General features: G+C 60.7%; 16 protein-coding genes. 6 read left to right on the forward strand and 10 right to left on the reverse strand.

Going from position 1 to position 17428, the window contains the following annotated elements; translation table 11 throughout:
- The first annotated feature begins 60 nt into the window (after window positions 1-60).
- Window positions 61-990: a LysR substrate-binding domain-containing protein gene (locus tag AB4O05_RS13765; protein ID WP_460137044.1), complete on the forward strand. Its 930-nt coding sequence runs from the start codon at window positions 61-63 to the stop codon at window positions 988-990.
- Here the strand turns inward: AB4O05_RS13765 and AB4O05_RS13770 are convergent, their stop codons facing one another.
- Together AB4O05_RS13770 and AB4O05_RS13775 are read right to left on the reverse strand one after the other, a co-directional pair.
- Window positions 991-2157, reverse strand: a complete 1167-nt coding sequence (locus AB4O05_RS13770; RefSeq protein WP_460137043.1) for a catalase family protein — start codon at window positions 2155-2157, stop codon at window positions 991-993.
- A complete protein-coding gene (locus AB4O05_RS13775; protein ID WP_460137042.1) occupies window positions 2154-3962 on the reverse strand; it encodes a di-heme-cytochrome C peroxidase in 1809 nt (602 codons plus the stop codon). The genes AB4O05_RS13770 and AB4O05_RS13775 overlap by 4 nt, the downstream gene beginning before the upstream one ends.
- 258 nt (window positions 3963-4220) lie before the next feature.
- On the opposite strand from AB4O05_RS13775, the gene AB4O05_RS13780 reads away from it, so the two are divergent.
- The 4 genes from AB4O05_RS13780 (at window position 4221) to AB4O05_RS13795 (ending at window position 6542) form a co-directional block, all read left to right on the forward strand.
- Window positions 4221-4952 (forward strand): FKBP-type peptidyl-prolyl cis-trans isomerase, encoded by a 732-nt coding sequence (locus tag AB4O05_RS13780; protein WP_460137041.1) that lies wholly within the window; start codon window positions 4221-4223, stop codon window positions 4950-4952.
- Between the two features lie 319 nt (window positions 4953-5271).
- Window positions 5272-5727, forward strand: a complete 456-nt coding sequence (locus tag AB4O05_RS13785) for a YkvA family protein (protein WP_460137040.1) — start codon at window positions 5272-5274, stop codon at window positions 5725-5727.
- A 108-nt stretch (window positions 5728-5835) separates the two neighbouring features.
- The gene (locus AB4O05_RS13790) at window positions 5836-6174 is read left to right on the forward strand and encodes a helix-turn-helix domain-containing protein (protein WP_460137039.1); all 339 of its coding nucleotides are present in this window, start codon (window positions 5836-5838) and stop codon (window positions 6172-6174) included.
- Window positions 6171-6542 (forward strand): hypothetical protein, encoded by a 372-nt coding sequence (locus tag AB4O05_RS13795; RefSeq protein WP_005786715.1) that lies wholly within the window; start codon window positions 6171-6173, stop codon window positions 6540-6542. The genes AB4O05_RS13790 and AB4O05_RS13795 overlap by 4 nt, the downstream gene beginning before the upstream one ends.
- Here AB4O05_RS13795 and AB4O05_RS13800 read toward each other — a convergent pair.
- Window positions 6539-8308: a bifunctional diguanylate cyclase/phosphodiesterase gene (locus AB4O05_RS13800; RefSeq protein ID WP_460137038.1), complete on the reverse strand. Its 1770-nt coding sequence runs from the start codon at window positions 8306-8308 to the stop codon at window positions 6539-6541. The genes AB4O05_RS13795 and AB4O05_RS13800 overlap by 4 nt on opposite strands.
- A gap of 117 nt (window positions 8309-8425) precedes the next feature.
- Window positions 8426-10507: a carboxy terminal-processing peptidase gene (locus AB4O05_RS13805; RefSeq protein WP_460137037.1), complete on the reverse strand. Its 2082-nt coding sequence runs from the start codon at window positions 10505-10507 to the stop codon at window positions 8426-8428.
- A 138-nt stretch (window positions 10508-10645) separates the two neighbouring features.
- Here AB4O05_RS13805 and AB4O05_RS13810 point away from each other — a divergent pair, with 138 nt between their 5' ends.
- Window positions 10646-11608 carry a zinc-binding dehydrogenase gene (locus tag AB4O05_RS13810; protein WP_460137036.1) on the forward strand — a complete coding sequence of 321 codons (963 nt, stop codon included), beginning with the start codon at window positions 10646-10648 and terminating at the stop codon, window positions 11606-11608.
- A gap of 128 nt (window positions 11609-11736) precedes the next feature.
- Here AB4O05_RS13810 and AB4O05_RS13815 read toward each other — a convergent pair whose 3' ends face one another.
- The 6 genes from AB4O05_RS13815 to AB4O05_RS13840 all read right to left on the reverse strand — a co-directional run bounded on the left by AB4O05_RS13815 (window position 11737) and on the right by AB4O05_RS13840 (window position 17106).
- Window positions 11737-12390 (reverse strand): HAD family hydrolase, encoded by a 654-nt coding sequence (locus tag AB4O05_RS13815; protein WP_460137035.1) that lies wholly within the window; start codon window positions 12388-12390, stop codon window positions 11737-11739.
- Window positions 12391-12418: 28 nt separating this feature from the next.
- Window positions 12419-13408: an ABC transporter ATP-binding protein gene (locus tag AB4O05_RS13820; protein ID WP_460137034.1), complete on the reverse strand. Its 990-nt coding sequence runs from the start codon at window positions 13406-13408 to the stop codon at window positions 12419-12421.
- The gene (locus AB4O05_RS13825) at window positions 13405-14205 is read right to left on the reverse strand and encodes an ABC transporter permease (protein WP_460137033.1); all 801 of its coding nucleotides are present in this window, start codon (window positions 14203-14205) and stop codon (window positions 13405-13407) included. The genes AB4O05_RS13820 and AB4O05_RS13825 overlap by 4 nt, the downstream gene beginning before the upstream one ends.
- Window positions 14192-15028 carry an ABC transporter permease gene (locus tag AB4O05_RS13830; protein ID WP_460137032.1) on the reverse strand — a complete coding sequence of 279 codons (837 nt, stop codon included), beginning with the start codon at window positions 15026-15028 and terminating at the stop codon, window positions 14192-14194. Before AB4O05_RS13830 ends, AB4O05_RS13825 begins: the two co-directional genes overlap by 14 nt.
- Before the next feature lie 5 nt (window positions 15029-15033).
- A complete protein-coding gene (locus AB4O05_RS13835; RefSeq protein WP_460137031.1) occupies window positions 15034-15840 on the reverse strand; it encodes an alkaline phosphatase family protein in 807 nt (268 codons plus the stop codon).
- 189 nt (window positions 15841-16029) lie between these two features.
- On the reverse strand, window positions 16030-17106 hold the full coding sequence (locus AB4O05_RS13840) for an ABC transporter substrate-binding protein (protein ID WP_460137030.1): 1077 nt from the start codon (window positions 17104-17106) through the stop codon (window positions 16030-16032).
- Window positions 17107-17428 lie beyond the last annotated feature (322 nt).

Consider the following 17428-nt stretch of genomic DNA (forward strand, 5'->3'; position numbering starts at 1 on the left):
CCCACGTGATCTTTGCGGGCCTGGGGAAATCTTGGCCCGTCTCTGCCATTGGAATCGCTCATGTCGCGCCGAAACGTCGATCTTCCACCGCTCAACTGCCTGCAGACCTTCGAAGCGGCGGCCCGCCATTTGAGCTTCACCCAGGCCGCCCATGAACTGAACCTGACCCAGAGCGCGGTCAGCCGCCAGATCAAGCGCCTGGAAGAAGACCTCGCCCGGCCGTTGTTCTACCGGCTTGCCCTGGGCCTGAGCCTGACACCCGCCGGAGTGCGTTACTTTCGTACCGTCCAGCGTCTGTTGCGCGAGCTGGACCGCGAGTCCGCGGAGTTGCGCCGGCGCGGTGCCGACCGCCAGTTGACGCTGGCCAGTACGCCCACCATCAGCTCCATCTGGCTGGCCAGCCTGCTGCCGGATTTCCAACGCGAACACCCGACCCTGGATATTCGCATCCTGTGCAGCGAAAGCCCCAGCCACCTGGATCTCAGCGAATATGACCTGGGCCTGTTCTACCACCTCGACGAACTGCCCGCGCCCCACGGCCTGGAGCTGTCACCGGTGTTCGACAGCGAGCAGGTCATCACGGTGTGCAGCCCTGCGTATATCGAGCGTCATGGCCCGATTCGTGACCTGCAACACCTGCTGCATGCCCATACGTTGCTGATCGTCGAGGACCATTACCACGACTGGCTGACCTGGGCCGACTGGTTCGCGGATATCGGCGCCCACTACCACACCCCGCGCCACGCACTGCGCACCAACAGTTATCAACTGTTGATGCAGTCGGCAGTCATGGGGCATGGCGTCGCCCTCGGCTGGGCCAGCCTGTTGCAGGGCGAACTGGCCTGCGGGCGCCTGCAAATGGCTTTGCCCCACACCTTGCCCAGCCGTGGACGCCTGCACCTGATGCAGCCCCATCATCGCAACCCGCCCACGGCGGCGCGCAGTTTTACCCAGTGGCTGTTGGCGCGGGCGGCGGCGGTGCAGGCCTAGTCATGGTGTGTTGCGGCTGTGGCGGTAATCGCTGACCGCCTCGTACACCGCCTTGCGCAAGCGGTTGATGCCGCCGATGGGGCGGTGCGCTTCCAGGCCGAACCAGGGGTTGAATGACTGGTTGTCGCACGCCAGGTTCAAGGCCGGTGTATCGAAGTCCTGGGCTGGCAGCTTCACTTTGGCCACGGTTTCATAAGGCGCGTCGCTTTCTTTCCATTCGATGCTGGTGTCTTCGATCGGCATGAACTTTTGCGGATTCTGCCGCTGGACCTGCAACACGAAACACGCCGGCACACGGTCGGTGGACAATTGCTGGCTCAAGGCACTGCGCAGGAAGTTCGGCAGGTCCTGGTTCTGTTTGGGCAGTTGGTATTCCGGGCAGCTCTGCGGGTCGGGCGCGACGCGGAACTTGGCATTGGCCGCGCCAAATTTGTAGGGCGATACCGAAAAGTACGTGGTTTGCGTCGGGCTGGCCGGCGCCGGTGCCAGCGTTGCCAGGGCGATGAACAAGTGGCGGATTTGCCAGCTGCGCGGGTCGACCTTGGGGAAGAACGCCATGACTTTCTTGCCGTCGGCCTGGGCGCCGATGTTCTGCGCGTATTCCGCCACGTCACTGACAAAGAAGTTCGGGTGGCTGAACATCACGAAATCCTGTTCGGCCCGCGCTTGCTGGTCCGCTAGCAACTGTTTGCCAGGTACATCGAGCAGCTTGAGCGCCATGCCCCGGGCATCGCGGATGCTGTCGAACTGCGGGTAGGCGTTGCCATTGGACAGCCTCATCATCGCCTGCCAGGTCTTGCCCGGTTCGGCGAACACGCCCTGGCGCAGTGCCGGGTCGAGGTCGGCCAGTACGCGGACTTCGGCCTTCACGCAGCCATGCGCCTTGGCATGGGCATCGCGCAGGTAGCGTGTGCCTTCGCGGTGTTGGTCGACGATGCGCACCGCGGTCTGGATGATGCCCTGGGTCATCGCCGCCTCCCCTGCGGGGATCTGCTCATCCGGCGACACCGGCCCGTTGTGCTGCCAGGCATACCAGGCAGTGGCCGCGAGCCAGCCGAGCAAGCCCAGGCCCACCAGCCAGAGCAGGGCCTTGCCCAGTAATGCACCCAGGCGCAGCCACAGGCGCGCAAGCAGGGAACGTTGGTTGTATTGCGATCGGATAATCATGGCAATTGTTGCTCCAGCGGGCCGCCCAGTACTTTGAGGTATTCCAGCAGCGCCCAGCGCTCCTGCGGCAGCAAGCCGCGGCCGATGACGCCATCGCCACGCTTGCCAGCGCGGAATTCGTGGCCGCTGTTGTGGTTGCCGGTGATACGGGTATCGAACAGGAAGGCGTTCTTGAACGCGCCGGTCTCAAAGCCCAGGTGACGCGGGTCGTAGTTGAAGGTGCCTTTATAGAAGGTGCTGCTGCGCTCGTCCTGAGGCGAGAGCAATTGGTAGATCGTCGGCACCGAGCCGTTATGCAGGAACGGCGGGGTGGCCCATACGCCAGCCAGTGGCCGCGCCTTGTAGGCGCGCAGTTCGCGCACGCCGATGGGCAGGCCGTAGCCATCCAGCCGCGGGCGCTCGGCGGGGGTGACGCCGACGGCTCGGTAGGCGTGGTCTTCGACGAAGGCGGTGACGTAGGCCAGGCCCTTGGCCACCGACATTTTTTTCAGGTCCAGGGGCTCGGTCGGTGTCGGGTGCAATTGGACGTTGAGCTTGGCCAGTTGCGCCGGATCCCATTGCAGGGCGCTGAGGTCATAGCGCTGATCGGCAATGTTGTTGGCGGTGCCGGGGTCGGTGCCGATGTAGTCCACTGGCAGCATCTTCAGGTGCTGTACCGGGCGGCCATTTTCTTCACTGACGGCAGGTACATGGCAGCCGGCGCAGTTTTCGGCGAACAGTGCACGACCCTGGGCCGCAAGAGGCTTGTCGATGGCGCCGAACAGGTCTTCGGGCCAGGTGGGCGGTTTGAGGCGCTGCAGGGTTTCTTCGATCAGGTTGAGGTCGCGCACGCGGACGCTGGAAGGGTAGCGGGCATCGCCCTGTAGCGGTTGGCCGGCGCTGTCGAAGAAGTCCAGGGTGGCGCCCACGCCAAGGGCTTCACCGATATTGCGTGCCATTGGCTGCTGGGCCGAGCCATTCCATTGCACCCAGTCGAAGGTCCAGATGTCCCACAGTTGCGGGTAGTCCACTGGTGCATTGGCGACGCGGTAGTTGTCCGGGGAAATGGCATCGCCAAAGCTGGCGTTGGCGATGCGGCCGAAGGCATCGGTGCGGCCCGGGCCTTCTTCGGTGGGGTAGAGGCCGCGGTGGGTGTCGTTCCAGGCGACTTTGAGGAACGTGTTCAGTGACCGCTTGAAGTTCTGGCGCAGTTGGCTGTGCTCGGCATCGTAGCGATCACCCAGTACCTGGCGGGCGAAGCGCTCGAACTTCCACGGGTTGTAATAGGTGGCGGCGAGGCTGGCGACCAGGGCCTGGCCGAAACTGCCGCCGCGCAAGGTCGGCACGCTGGACGGCAGGACATGCTGGGCCGAACCGCCGTCGATGCGCAGGGCCTGGCCCTTGAAGTGCAACTCGCCGGTGTGGCAGGCGGCGCAGGTGATATCCAGGTATTCAACGTTGCTGCCAGGGTTTTTGTGCCGGGCGAAACCCACGGGCAGGTTGCCGGGGTTTTGCGCGGTGGGCACTTGTTTGGGGTCCACCAGGAAGCCGAAGCGCGCCAGGTAGTCGGGTGTGGCAAAACGTCGCTCGGAGAACGGCAATTCCAGGGCGGTGAACCAGTCGTAATGCAGGCCTTTTACCTGGGTGCCCTGGGGCGTGAAGTAATAGGTCTGGCGGTCGGCGGCGCTCCATTGATCCTGGTAGTGCACCTGTTCCACGGGTACATAGTCTGGCAGCCTGGGGCGCACGGTGTAATAGATCACCACGGCCAGGATCAGGCCCAGCAGGCTCAATATCAGCAGTAAAGCACGGGAAAAAAAGCGCAAGATAGCTATCCTTGTCTCAGTCTTGTCGAGTGGTCGTGTTGTTATGCCACTACCCTACAAGTGCGGCAAGTGGCCATGAGCCTGATGAGAGGCGGTCCCCCGATCCGTCGCGGGTCTCCATCATGAATGAAAATGCTTTTAAACACGTGAACTTATCAGAAGTTTCCTGCTCACATGCCGGTAGCCATTGGTCGTGGCCGCCTGATAAGCTCGCGACTTTATTCGAATGCCCTTTTGGCGCATGAACAAGGAAATAGCATGAAACAGCATCGGTTGGCGGCGGCGGTGGCCCTGGTTAGCCTGGTACTTGCGGGTTGTGATTCGCAGACCAGCGTAGAGCTGAAAACCCCGGCGCAAAAAGCTTCCTACGGCATTGGCCTGAACATGGGCAAAAGCCTTGCCCAGGAAGGTATGGACGATCTGGACTCCAAGGCAGTAGCCCAGGGCATCGAAGATGCCGTCGGCAAGAAAGAGCAGAAGCTCAAAGACGACGAACTGGTTGAAGCGTTTGCCGCACTGCAAAAACGTGCTGAAGAACGCATGGCCAAGATGAGCGAAGAGTCGGCGGCCGCCGGCAAGAAATTCCTCGAAGACAATGCCAAGAAAGACGGCGTCGTCACCACCGCTTCCGGTCTGCAGTACAAGATCATCAAGAAGGCCGACGGCGCACAGCCCAAGCCGACTGACGTGGTGACTGTTCACTACACCGGCAAGCTCACCAACGGCACCACCTTCGACAGCTCCGTGGATCGCGGCAGCCCGATTGACCTGCCGGTCAGCGGCGTGATCCCGGGTTGGGTCGAAGGCCTGCAACTGATGCATGTCGGCGAGAAGGTCGAGTTGTACATCCCGTCCGACCTGGCCTACGGCGCCCAGAGCCCGAGCCCGGCGATCCCCGCCAACTCCGTGCTGGTATTCGACCTGGAGCTGCTGGGCATCAAGGACCCAGCCAAGGCTGAAGCCCCAGCTGCACCCGCCGCCAAGAAGTAATCAGCGGCTCCATACACAGCGCCCCGTCTTGACGGGGCGTTGTTGTTTCTGAAGTTTTTTTCAGTTGTCGCCCTGCCTGCATACATCCAAACGAACGCCTGCAACCTGCAACAGTCTGATATAAGACTCGAGTGCGGCTAGCCGCCTGCACGCGCCAAGTCAATGAATTCTTGGGTTTTTTTGATGTGGGCAAAAAACGCCCGATCTGACTGAACGCCTTGTAAACCGTGGCTTTCAGCCGAGAAAACAGGCTCTGTTCACAAGGTTATCCACAATTTGTGTGGATAACATTTTGTGTTGCCTGGAACTGGAGTGACGAATGAAACCACCCTTCAATTTCACCCGCTTCCTGCCCATCGCCGCACGCTTGCTGGGCCGTGGGCGTTTGCCGACCTTGCTGTTCGCCGTGGCCGCCAAGGGCTCAAGCCAGGGCAACCGCCTGGGCAAGCTCAAGGATGATCTCAAACTGCTTCAATCCCTGTGCCTGGCCTATTGGCGCGGCGAGTACCGGGCCATCAGCCCCAAGGCGCTGATCTCGGTGGTGGCGGCGCTGATGTACTTCCTGAGCCCGATCGATGCGATCCCGGACTTTATCCCGATGTTCGGCATGCTCGATGACATCGCCGTATTGGCGTGGGTCATGAAGACCCTGGAGGGCGAGCTGAGCGCCTTTCGCGCCTGGCGTGAGGCGCAGCGTCCGGAAAAGCTCGCGGTGGTTGAGCGCCTGCCGGCGACGCCTGCGTTGCTGGCCAAGGAAAACCCGCAAAAAAACTGACGATGTGCTTATCCCCCTACAACCTTTGTGGCTGTTAGGATTACACTCCTCAGCAAGTGCTTAAGGAAAGTGCTTACTTGGTAAGTGTTGTTATCCTACGGGGCAGTCATGGATATTCAGATAATTTCACGGAATGGCGAGCCCGAATATGCGGTATTGCCATGGGATCAGTACCAGGCGCTGCTAAAAGCTGCCGGTCAGCCACCGCTTACACCACCTCTGCCTTCTGCCGCCCAAGCCGCTCCCGTCCAGGATCTGCGCGCGCTTGCGGACCTGCGCGGCTTGCGTGAAACCAAGGGCCTGGCTATCGAGACCCTGGCTCGTACGGTGGGTATCAGCCCGTCGTATCTTGGACTGATCGAAAGTGGTGAACGCCAGCCGGATGCCGCGATCCGTCGCAGCCTGGCCTGGGAATTGGGCGTTGCAGGTTGGAGGGATGAATCTTGAGCCTACGTATCAGCCGTCAACACTGGGATGGGTTACTCAACGAACTGGACCAGGCGCGTCGTCAACGCCATCTGCTCACCTATCGCGCGCTGCTCGAGCGCCTGCAGTTTCCCACGCCGGCCATGCAAACCCTGGCCGCCGCCCTGGAACACCTGGCGGCGCTGGACGCTAAGGCCGAGCAGCCGTTGCGCAGCTCCCTGGTGATCAGCCAGGGTGCCAGTCGCCTGCCGCGTACCGGTTTCTTTGAATGCGTGGAGCGCCTGGGGCGTTTCAGCGGCCCATCCGACGGTGTGGCTGCCGCTTCCTGGCACGCTTCGGAAGTGGTGCGGGTGTTCGAGTACGAATACCCGGAGTCCGCCGAGGCCTAGAGTGCCTGGGGCAAGCTGTCCATGCTGTCGATCACATGGATGCTGTAACCGGCCATATCCTTGGCATGGTGCTTGGCCTGCGAGGCCAATTCCGCCAACTGGCTGGCATCGAGTTGTCCACAGGCCTGTGGATACAAATGCACCACGCCAATCGACAGTGACAATAACGCGAACTCCTGGCGTACGCCCTGGCGGTTGAGCGCCACGAAGCAGCCCGCATCGAGGTGTTCGGCGCGGTAGAAACGCCGACATTGGGTGTGGAAATCGTCCAGCAGTTGATTGAGCCGCTTGCGCCACTCCTGCGGCCCCAGCACCAGCAAAAAGTCATCGCCACCTATATGCCCGACAAAGTCGCGGCTGGGGTCTACCCGGTCGTTCAGGCACTGCGCCAGGCACAGCAGCACCTCGTCTCCGCGCCCGTAGCCGTAGATATCGTTGAACGGCTTGAAGCTGTCGATATCCACATAGCAGATCACCGACTCCCGTTGTTGTTGCAGCAACCGCGTGAGGCATTGCTGGATCGGGACGTTGCCGGGCAGCAGGGTCAGTGGGTTGGCGTAGCGCGCCTGCTGGATCTTGAGCTCGGTGATCAGCTTGAGGACATCGATCACTCGACCCAGGCCCAGGTAGTCGCCATTGAGCGTGATGATGAAGTCTTCTTCGATGCGTTGCCGCGCGCGGCTGGTCAACAGGCGGCTGACCTGTTGCAACGATTGGCTCAACTCCACCGCAAGGAAGTCGGTGCTCATCAAGCGGCTGATGGGCTTGCGCGCAAACAGGTCGGTGGCGAAGGGCTTGAGCAGTGCATCGGACAGCGAATGCCGATGGACGATGCCCACTGGGTGGCCGCACCCGTCGAGTACGGCGAGGGAATTGAGGTTGGCCTGGCGGCGGAACGCCTCCAGCACCTGTGCGGTGGCGGTATCCTGGTAAACCGCCGGTTGCTCGTTGAGCAGGGCGCTGAGGTCGCTGCCTTCGTCGTTGAGCGCCACGCTGGTCTGGTCGGGCTTGGGCAGCATCAGGCGTGCTTCCTGTGGTGGATGTTCCTGCGGACGACAAAGCAGGTAGCCCTGGACCAGGTCGACACCCATTTCCGTCAATACCGCCAGCTCTTCGGGTAATTCGATGCCTTCGGCGATAACCTGGGCACGCGAGGCCTTGGCGATTTGCAGGATAGAGCCGACAAACTCGCGCTTGAGTGCATCCTGATGGATACCGTCGATAAAGTGTCGATCGATCTTCACGTAATCCGGACGCAGTTCCGACCACAAACGCAGGCTGGAATAGCCAGCGCCCAAGTCATCCAGCGCAATCGAAAAACCCATGCTGCGATAATGATGCAGAGCGGTTTGCAGCAGGTCGAAATCATCGGTGGGGGTTTGCTCGGTGAGTTCGATCACCACTTGGCTCGGCGGGATGCCGATGTCGCGCAGCAGTTGCAGGGTGCGCCCCGGTTGGTGCGCGGTTTCCATCAAAGATTCCGGGGAGATATTCAGAAACAGCTTGCCTGGAAGCTTTTGTTCGTTGAAACGTCGACATGCGCTTTCGCGGCAGGCCATTTCCAGTTCGCTGAGGCGCCCGGCATGGCGAGCTACCGCGAACAGTGAGATGGGAGAGTGCAGCGGGCTGTTGGACGGCCCACGGCTGAGGGCTTCGTAACCGAGGATGCGCCGTTCGGACAGGCTGATGATCGGCTGGAACAGGCTGTGCAAACTGCCTTGAGCCAAGATAGAGCCCAATGCATTCAGCTGTTCGGTCATGGTCATGGCGATCTCGATCGAAAAAAAGGACCGCAGGCGGTTAGCCAGCGGTCCTTCATTTCACGACAGAATAATGTCTATATGATGACACTCCGGGGAGAGTTCACATTAAATTGCCATCATTTATTGCTTCGCCACCTGTTTAGTGACTTTCAGGTAGTCCAGCAGGATCCGGCCTGTCTCGGCCAGGTAGGCATCGTCTTCTGGCTTGGTTTTATCCGCCTCGGTCGGCAATGCATCTTCGTCTTCTTTCTTCAGTTCCTTGAGTGGGTCTTCACCCTTGGCCTTGCGGCGGATGTTCTCCAGCACCAGTTGCTTGTTTTCGATCTCGCTGTGCTGCGCACGACGGTCCACCTCGTTGAGACTGACGGTTTTTTCTTCCATCAGCTTCTTGGCCAGGGCCAGCTTGTCGCGGATAAACACGAACTCGGCATCCTTGGCGGAGCGGGTGTCGTGGTCAGCCTTCAACTGCGCCAGGAATGGCTTGAACGGATCCGATGCAGGCTTGATCGCAGGGCGAATGGTGTCCCAAGGCATGGCTTCCGGCAGGGCGCTTTCGCCGATTTCCTTGGTGTCGATGATCGACGGGAAATCGATGTCCGGCAGTACGCCCTGATGCTGGGTGCTCTGCCCGGAAACCCGGTAGAACTTGGCCAGAGTCAGCTTCAATTCGCCGTGGTTGAGCGGCTGGATGGTCTGCACGGTGCCTTTGCCGAAGGTCTGGCCACCGATGATCAACGCACGGTGATAATCCTGCATGGCACCGGCGAAAATCTCCGAGGCCGAGGCCGACAGGCGGTTGACCAGCAACGCCATCGGCCCTTTGTAGAAGGCGCCGGGGTTCTCGTCTTCGAGCACGTCGACACGGCCGTCAGCGTTGCGTACCAACACGGTCGGGCCCTTGTCGATAAACAGGCTGGTCAGCTCGGTGGCTTCCTGCAGGGAACCGCCGCCGTTGTTGCGCAGGTCGATGACCACGCCGTCGACTTTTTCCTTCTGCAGCTCAGTGAGGATTTTCTTCACGTCGCGGGTGGTGGACTTGTAGTCCGGGTCGCCGGCACGGAAGGCCTTGAAGTCCAGGTAGAAGGCCGGGATTTCGATCACGCCCAGCTTGTAGTCCTTGCCATCCTGCTTGAGGTTGAGGACTTTCTTCTGCACGGCCTGGTCTTCGAGCTTCACCGCTTCACGGGTGATGGACACGATCTTGCTGGTCTGGTCGTTCGGCGCGTTGGTGTGCGGAATCACTTCCAGGCGTACCACGCTGCCTTTCGGCCCACGGATCAGCTTGACCACTTCGTCCAGGCGCCAGCCGACCACATCGACCATCTCTTTGTCGGCCTGGGCTACGCCGATGATCTTGTCGGCCGGGGCCACCTGCTTGGTCTTGTCGGCCGGACCTGCCGGCACCAGGCGCACGATCTTGACCTGGTCATTGTCGCTTTGCAGGACGGCACCGATGCCTTCCAGCGACAGACTCATGTTGATATCGAAATTTTCCGCGTTATCTGGCGACAGATAATTGGTATGCGGGTCGTAGGACATCGCGAAGGTGTTGATGTACGCCTGGAAGATATCTTCGGCACGGGTCTGGTCCAGACGCGCCAGCTGATTCTTGTAGCGCTTGGTCAGCAATTCCTGGATGGCCTTGGGGTCTTTGCCGGCGATCTTCAGGCGCAGCACTTCGTCCTTGACGCGTTTGCGCCACAGGTCGTCGAGGGCGGCGGTGCTGGTCAGCCAAGGGGCGTCCTTGCGGTCCACCAGAAGGGTTTCCTTCTGGGTGAAGTCGAGCTTGTCGACACCTTTGTCCAGCTCGGCCAAGGCGAAGTCCAGACGGGCTTTGACGCGGTCCAGGTAGCGCTTGTAGATGGTGAAGCCGGGCTGCAGGTCGCCGCTCTTGAGGAAGTCGTCGAACTGGGTCTTCCACTTGTCGAACTCAGCGATATCGCTGGCCAGGAAGTAGCTGCGCGACGGATCCAGCAGCTTGAGGTAGCTGTCGTAGATGATCACCGAGCGTGCGTCGTCCAGCGGCGGCTTGCTGTAGTGATGGCGCTTGAGCAATTCGACGACGTTGAGGCTGGCAATCACCTCGTCGCGGTCCGGCTGAAGGTTGTCCCAGCTGTTGGCTGCGAACGTATTGGCCGACATCGACGCGCAGCCGAGACCAATGAAAAGAGCGAGGGCGGTGCTGGGGAACAGATGCTTCATGCTGATTCGACGCGGGGGCAATTGATAACGCATATTAGGCCGTCTTTGAAGTTGCCGGTTCCATAGGGGCCGGTCGCATAATGCAAAAAGCCCGGCGCTACTGCTACGGGCTCAGTCCAGACTCACTATGGAGGCACTGTGAAAGCATTGCAAGGCGTGGAAGGTCATGTGGAGTGGTTGGAAGAACCAAGTCCTACATGTGATGTAGGCCAAGTTCGCATTCGTGTGGCGGCTGCGGGCCTCAATCGCGCGGATTTATTGCAGCGGGCGGGGCTCTATCCGCCGCCGCCGGGTGCCAGCGCTGTGCTGGGCCTGGAGTGTTCCGGGGTGATCAGTGAAGTGGGCGCGGGCTCGTCCTGGCAAGTGGGGGATCGCGTGTGCGCCTTGCTGGCCGGTGGTGGCATGGCTGAAGAAGTGGTGGTGGATGCGCGTCATGTGTTGCCGGTACCGGAAGGTCTGTCGCTGGCTGAAGCGGCGGCCTTGCCTGAGGTATACAGCACGGCCTGGCTGAATGTGTTCCAGTTGGCGCGGCTCAAGCCCGGTGAGAAAGTCTTGTTGCATGCTGGCGCCAGTGGCGTGGGCTCGGCCGCGATCCAGCTGTGCAAGGCGTTTGGCAGCCCTTGCTGGGTCAGTGTCGGATCGGCGCAACGCCTGGCGTACTGTGAAGACCTGGGCGCTCAGGGCGGCGTGGTCCGTACCGACGGTATCGAAGGGCTGCGCGATTTCGGGCCGTTCGACGTGATCCTCGACCCGGTTGGCGGCAACTACGCCGCGCTGGACCTTAAATTGCTCGCCCTGGACGGTCGCTGGGTGTTGATCGGTTTGATGGGCGGCCGCGAGGCCCAGCTGGACCTGGCGCAGGTGCTGGGCAAGCGTATTCAGTTGCTGGGCTCGACCCTGCGCAGCCGTGACGATCAGTTCAAGGCGGACCTGTTCAGTGATCTGAGCCAGCATGTGTGGCCGTTGTTTGCCGAAGGACGCCTGAGCCCGCAACTGGCCAGGACCTTCCCGATCAAGGATGCCGAGGTGGCGTTTGCCGAGCTGGCGAGCAATCAGATTGCCGGGAAGCTGGTGTTGGTGATTGACGAAAGCCTGGTCTGATCCCGGATTGGAATGCAGTCAAAGTGGGAGCTGGCTTGCCGGTAATAGCAGTATGACAGTGAAGAATTCTTCATCTGATACACCGCTATCGCCGGCAAGCCAGCTTCCACATGTTGATCTCTGTTGAATCAGATCCAGTGGTGGATCGGCCAGTTGGCCTTCTCGGCATGTTCGCGTAATACCGGGTCAGGGTTCACCACCTGCGGGTGATCCACCTTCAACAGCAACGGTAAGTCGTTGCGCGAATCCGAATAGAAGTACGCGTCGTCCAATGTCTCACTTTCTTGTTCCAGCCATTCCAGCAAACGCGTGATCTTGCCTTCACGATAGGTGAGCACACCGACTGTCTTGCCGCTGTAAACGCCATGCCCCACGTCCAGTTCGATCCCCAACACTTCATCTATACCGATGCGCGCGGCAATCGGTTTCACCAGATGAGTGCCCGAGGCGGAGATCACCAGGATCCGGTCGCCGTTTGCACGGTGGCGAGCGATGGTCTTGGTCGCGTCGCTGTAGATCAGCGGCTCAATCATGTCTTCCACCCAGGGCTCCACCAGATGCTCAATCTCGGCCGGCGTACGGCCGATCATCGGCTCCAGGCTGAAGTCCATGTAGTCTTCCATGGCCAGTTTGCCCAGGCTGTAGGCGTCCATCAGTTCAGTGTTGCGACGCATGAACGACTCCGGCTCGACCCAGCCCAGGCGGCCCATCTGCTCGCTCCACAGGGTGGCGCAGTCGCCGTGGATCAACGTGTCGTCCAGATCAAAAATTACCAATGCCATCCGTCATGCTCTCTCAAAAAACCTTGCATCAGGCTACTTCACACAGGGCACTGGGGTCGATGGAAAGTGCCAGGCGCTGGCCGTCCGGGTGCAGGTCGTCCGCCGAGCGGTTGAGCACATCCACCACCAATTCCACGCCCCGGGCTTCGATGCGGTAGCGAATCACGTTGCCCAATAAACTATGGCTGCGCACCAGTGCGTCCAGCTCGCCGCTGCGGCTCAGTTCGATGGCTTCCGGGCGAATGGCGATGCGCCCGCTGATCGGGCGTTGCAGCAACTGGCTGGCCTTGTCGGCATCCAGCAGGTTGTAGTTGCCGATAAAACCGGCGGCGAATACGTCCACCGGTGCGGTGTAGAGGGTTTCGGCATCGCCGCTTTGCACGATCTTGCCCTGGTTCATCAGGAAGATGCGGTCGGACATGGTCAGGGCCTCTTCCTGATCATGGGTCACAAAAATCGTGGTCAGCCCCAGTTCGCGCTGGATCTGGCGGATCTGCTCGCGCAAGTGCTTGCGAATTCGCGCATCCAGCGCCGACAGCGGCTCATCCAGCAGCAACAGGCGTGGGCGGGTGACCAGGGAGCGGGCGAGGGCCACGCGCTGGCACTGGCCGCCGGACATCTGGTGCGGGTAGCGGCCGGCGAGGTCCTTGAGTTCTACCAGTTGCAGTACTTCCTGCACGCGCGCGTGGCTGTCGTCGGCGTTGACCTTCTGCATGCGCAGGCCGAAGGCGACGTTCTGTTCCACGGTCATGTTGGGAAACAACGCATAGCTCTGGAACACCATGCCGATGTGTCGCTTTTGCGGGCTCAGCGGCACGATGTCCTGGCCGTCCAGCAGGATCTTGCCGCTGTCCACCGAGGTCAGCCCGGCGATGCAGCGCAGCAGGGTGGATTTGCCACAACCGGACGGGCCGAGCAGGGTGACGAACTCGCCCTTGGCGATCTCGCAGTTGATATCACTGAAGACCGGGGTGCCGGCGTAGCCTTTTTGCAGGTGTTGGACGCTGACGAAGCTCATTGGCTTTTGTCCTTGTTCAAGATATTGGCGGCCCAGGTCAGCACCAGCACAAAGAAGAAATAGGAGATGACCACGGCACTGGTGAAGTGGCCGCTGCTGTTGCGCATATTGTTGAGGTACACCTGCAGGGTTTCGTAGCGGGTGCCCACCAGAATGTTGGCGAACACGAACTCGCCGAACAGGAACGAGAACGACAGCAGCAGCGCCACCATCAGGCCTTTGCGCAGGTTGGGCAGCACGACGAAGATCGCCGCCTGCCAGGTGCTGGCGCCGAGCAGTTGCGAGGCGTCCATCAGGTCACGCAGGTTGATGGCCTGCAGGTTGTTGGTGATCGCCCGGTACATGAACGGCAGCGCCACGGTGAAGTAGCAGCCGATCAGGATCCACGGCGTGCCCACCATTGCAAAGGGCCCGGAGCCATACAGTTGCAACAGCCCCACCGACGACACCACCGGCGGCACCGCGAAGGGCAGCAGGATCAGGATGTTCATCAGCGCGTCGAGCCTGGGGAAGTGGTAATGCACCACGAACAGCAGCGGCAGGATCAGCACCACCGACAGGATCAGCGCGCCCACGCACACCAGCAACGATTGACCAAAGGCCATCAGGAAGCGTGGGTCGCTCCACAGTTGCACATACCATTTCACGGTGAAGCCGGCGGGCAGGATGGTCGCCGACCAACTGCTGGCAATCGAGTAGACAAAGGTGCCCACCAGCGGCAACACCAGAATCGCAAACAACAGGTACACCACCACCCGGTGGTACAGGGAGGCCGGACCGGCTTCAGCGCGAGACATGGTAGCTCCTCTTGAGCAGCAGTTGATGGACCACCGTGACCAGGGTCATCAGCGCCACCAGCACCACGGCCAGGGCGCTGGCCATGTTGGGGTCGAGCGATACATCACCGGACACCAGCCCCGCGATACGGATCGGCAGCACGTTGAAGTTGCCGGTGGTCAGCGCATACACCGTGGCGTAGGCGCCCAGGGCGTTGGCCAGCAGGATCACAAAGGTGCCGAGCAGCGCGGGCGTGAGCACCGGCAGGCCGATGTGCCGCCAGAACTGCCAGCCATTGGCGCCGAGCAGGGAGGCCGACTCTCGCCAGTCTTCGCGCAGCGCATCGAAGGCCGGGTACAGCAACAGCACGCCGAGGGGGATCTGGAAGTAGGTGTAGAGGATGATCAGCCCGGTCTTGGAGTACAGGTTGAAGTCCTGAATGATCCCCGCCTGCTTGAGCATGATGGTGATGCTGCCGTTGAACCCCAGCAGGATGATGAACGCGAAGGCCAGGGGCACGCCGGCGAAGTTGCTGGTCATGTTGGCGAAGGCGGTGACGAAGTTGCGCAACGGGGAGTCCACCCGCCGCAGCGAGTAGCTGCCCAGCGTGGCGATGACGATCCCGAAGATACTGGAGTAGAAGCTGATTTCCAGGCTGAACTGGATCGCCTGCAGGTAGAACTTCGAGCTGAAGATGCGCGTGAAATTGTCCAGGCCCCAGCCTGTTTCTTCGGTTTGCAGGCTGTTGATCAGCACCCATACCAATGGGGCGATCTCGAACACGATAAAGAACAGGGTGAAGGGCAGCAGGCACAGCAGCGCCAGCCATTTGCCGCGAGTCATGGCATTCACTTGAGCAGCTCCCGGCATACAGGTTTGTCGTGGGGGATGCCGAGTAGTTCGCAGACGGTGCCGCACAGATCGGTTTGTTTCGGCGCGGCACTGGCATCCAGGCTGAAGGCATCGCCGAGGACAAACAGCGGTACTTCCCGCTCTTGCGGCAACAGGCCGTTGTGGGAGCGGTCATCGTTCATGCCGTGGTCGGCGGTCACCAGCACCTGGTAGCCGGCATCGAGCCAGCCTTGCAGATAGTCGGCCAGGATGATGTCGGCCGAGCGTGCGCTGTTGCGGTATTGCGCGGTGTCGAGGCCGTGCTTGTGGCCGGCGTCGTCGATGTTCATCGGGTGCACCACCAGGATGTCCGGCGCGTGCTTGAGCCGCAGGCTCTCGGCGTCGGCGAACAGGTGGGAATCCGGATAGTGGTCATTCCAGTAGAAATGCCCGTGCTGGATCGCCAGCGCCTTGTCGTCGGTATGACGATCGCGGGCGGCGAGAAAGGGCGTGCGGTTATACAACTCGCTGACCCAGTGATAAGCCGCCGCCGCCGTGGTAAGGCCGGCGTCGGTGGCGTAATGGAAAATGCTGCGCTGGTTGGACAGGCGCGAGACCTGGTTGTGCACGATGCCGCTCTGGATCGGTGGTACGCCGGTCAGGATGCACTCATACAGCGGACGGGACAGGGCAGGCAGTTCACATTCCAGTTTGTAGAGGGCTGCGCGTCCTGCGCCGACATAGGCCTGCAAGTGCCCCATGGCGTGTCTGGCAACCTCGAAGTTCAGGCCGTCGAGCACGACAAGGATGACTGGGTGCTTCATGGGGGGCGACGCTCCGCAACGATTGACGTGGCTCAATTCCTCAGGAGGAATGGGGTCAAAAATGTGGGAGCGGGCTTGCTCGCGAATGCGCTGTGTCAGGCGGTAAATCCCTTGACTGAACGTACGCATTCGCGAGCAAGCCCGCTCCCACATTGGATCTCCACTGGAGCTCCAATGTGGGATAAACCCTTACTTCATCTCTACGATGACCTGCTCGTTCCACAGCTGAGGCAGCTTCTTGGAGGTGGCTTCCCAGGCATCGGCATCCTTGATCGGCTGCGGGTTGGCCTTGGTGTACTGCTCGCCCGGGATCAGGTTCTTGGCGATATCGGCCGGCAGTTTCAGGTCGGTTTCAGCGCGGATCGGACGCGCATTGCCACGAGCCAGGTTGAGTTGGCCGGCATCGCTGAAGATGTATTCGCGGGTCAGCTTGGCGGCGTTCGGGTGCTTGGCGTATTTGTTGATGATGGTGGTGTAGCCGGATTTCACCGAGCCGTCCGAAGGGATCAGCACCACATAGTCATCCGGGTTGGCCATCTTGGCCTTGTAGCTCAGGCCGTTGAAGTCCCAGACGATGCCCACTTCGATTTCGCCTTTTTCCATGGTAGCGATGGTCGGGTTGGACAGGCCGAGGCGACCTTGCTGGGCGATCTTGGTGAAGAATTGCAGGCCGGGTGCGATGTTCTTCTCATCGCCTTTATTGGCGATGGCGGCGGCCAGTACGGCGTTGGACGCCTGGGCCGCGGTGCTCACATCACCCACCGACACCTTGTACTTGCCGGTTTGCAGGTCAGCCCAACTGGTGGGCACTGCAGAGCCGTGCAGCAGCTTCTTGTTGACGATAAACGCGATGGTGCCGGTGTAGGCCAGGGCCCAGTGACCGTCTTTGTCTTTCGCCCAATCCGGCACCTTAGCCCAGGTGGACGGTTTGTAAGGCTCAGTAACGCCCTGTTTCACCGCGATCGGGCCAAAGGCTGCGCCCACGTCGCCGATGTCGGCGCTGGCGTTGTCTTTTTCAGCCTTGAACTTGGCGATTTCCTGGGCCGAGCTCATGTCGGTGTCCATGTGCTTGAGACCATAGGTCTTGGCCAGGTCATCCCAGGTACCTTTCCAGTTGGCCCAGTCGTCGGGCATGCCAACGCTGTTGATGGCCCCTTCTTTTTTCGCGTTGGCTTCCAGATTTTTCAAATCGGTATCAGCAGCCATGGCGGCGGTGCACATGGCAATGGTCGAGCCTAACAGTGATGCCAGGAAAAGCTGTTTCATCCGAAGCTCCTTTGGGCGTTTTCAACGCGGCGTTGTTATGAACGATTGCGGTGGTGTTGGTCTAGGTCAGCAATACCTGAGCCAATTTAGGCCGGCTGGATGACAGTTTCATGTCGATGTCGTTTTTAAATCGCCAATGTGGGTCGGCGTCGGGTAAGCGTAGACCATGCCAAAGTGCCCGCAACGCCTGGACTTGGCCGGTGTATTGCAAGACAAGGGGGAGGCACTCGACACGGACTGTCATCTGTCGGTCATCTGCAATGCCTAGGCTGGCGTGCAACAGTAGACGCTCATTAACCCAGTGCTTTTTGCACCTGAACGG

The sequence above is a fragment of the Pseudomonas sp. S1_G07 genome, from assembly GCF_054668565.1.

Excerpts from the sequence above, each read along its gene's own strand:
- AB4O05_RS13825 (WP_460137033.1), bottom strand. The coding sequence starts at position 14,205 with ATGTCTCGCGCTGAAGCCGGTCCGGCCTCCCTGTACCACCGGGTGGTG.
- AB4O05_RS13830 (WP_460137032.1), bottom strand. The coding sequence starts at position 15,028 with ATGACTCGCGGCAAATGGCTGGCGCTGCTGTGCCTGCTGCCCTTCACC.
- AB4O05_RS13790 (WP_460137039.1), top strand. The coding sequence starts at position 5,836 with ATGGATATTCAGATAATTTCACGGAATGGCGAGCCCGAATATGCGGTA.
- AB4O05_RS13835 (WP_460137031.1), bottom strand. The coding sequence starts at position 15,840 with ATGAAGCACCCAGTCATCCTTGTCGTGCTCGACGGCCTGAACTTCGAG.
- AB4O05_RS13805 (WP_460137037.1), bottom strand. The coding sequence starts at position 10,507 with ATGAAGCATCTGTTCCCCAGCACCGCCCTCGCTCTTTTCATTGGTCTC.
- AB4O05_RS13780 (WP_460137041.1), top strand. The coding sequence starts at position 4,221 with ATGAAACAGCATCGGTTGGCGGCGGCGGTGGCCCTGGTTAGCCTGGTA.
- AB4O05_RS13765 (WP_460137044.1), top strand. The coding sequence starts at position 61 with ATGTCGCGCCGAAACGTCGATCTTCCACCGCTCAACTGCCTGCAGACC.
- AB4O05_RS13840 (WP_460137030.1), bottom strand. The coding sequence starts at position 17,106 with ATGAAACAGCTTTTCCTGGCATCACTGTTAGGCTCGACCATTGCCATG.
- AB4O05_RS13785 (WP_460137040.1), top strand. The coding sequence starts at position 5,272 with ATGAAACCACCCTTCAATTTCACCCGCTTCCTGCCCATCGCCGCACGC.
- AB4O05_RS13815 (WP_460137035.1), bottom strand. The coding sequence starts at position 12,390 with ATGGCATTGGTAATTTTTGATCTGGACGACACGTTGATCCACGGCGAC.
- AB4O05_RS13800 (WP_460137038.1), bottom strand. The coding sequence starts at position 8,308 with ATGACCATGACCGAACAGCTGAATGCATTGGGCTCTATCTTGGCTCAA.
- AB4O05_RS13770 (WP_460137043.1), bottom strand. The coding sequence starts at position 2,157 with ATGATTATCCGATCGCAATACAACCAACGTTCCCTGCTTGCGCGCCTG.
- AB4O05_RS13820 (WP_460137034.1), bottom strand. The coding sequence starts at position 13,408 with ATGAGCTTCGTCAGCGTCCAACACCTGCAAAAAGGCTACGCCGGCACC.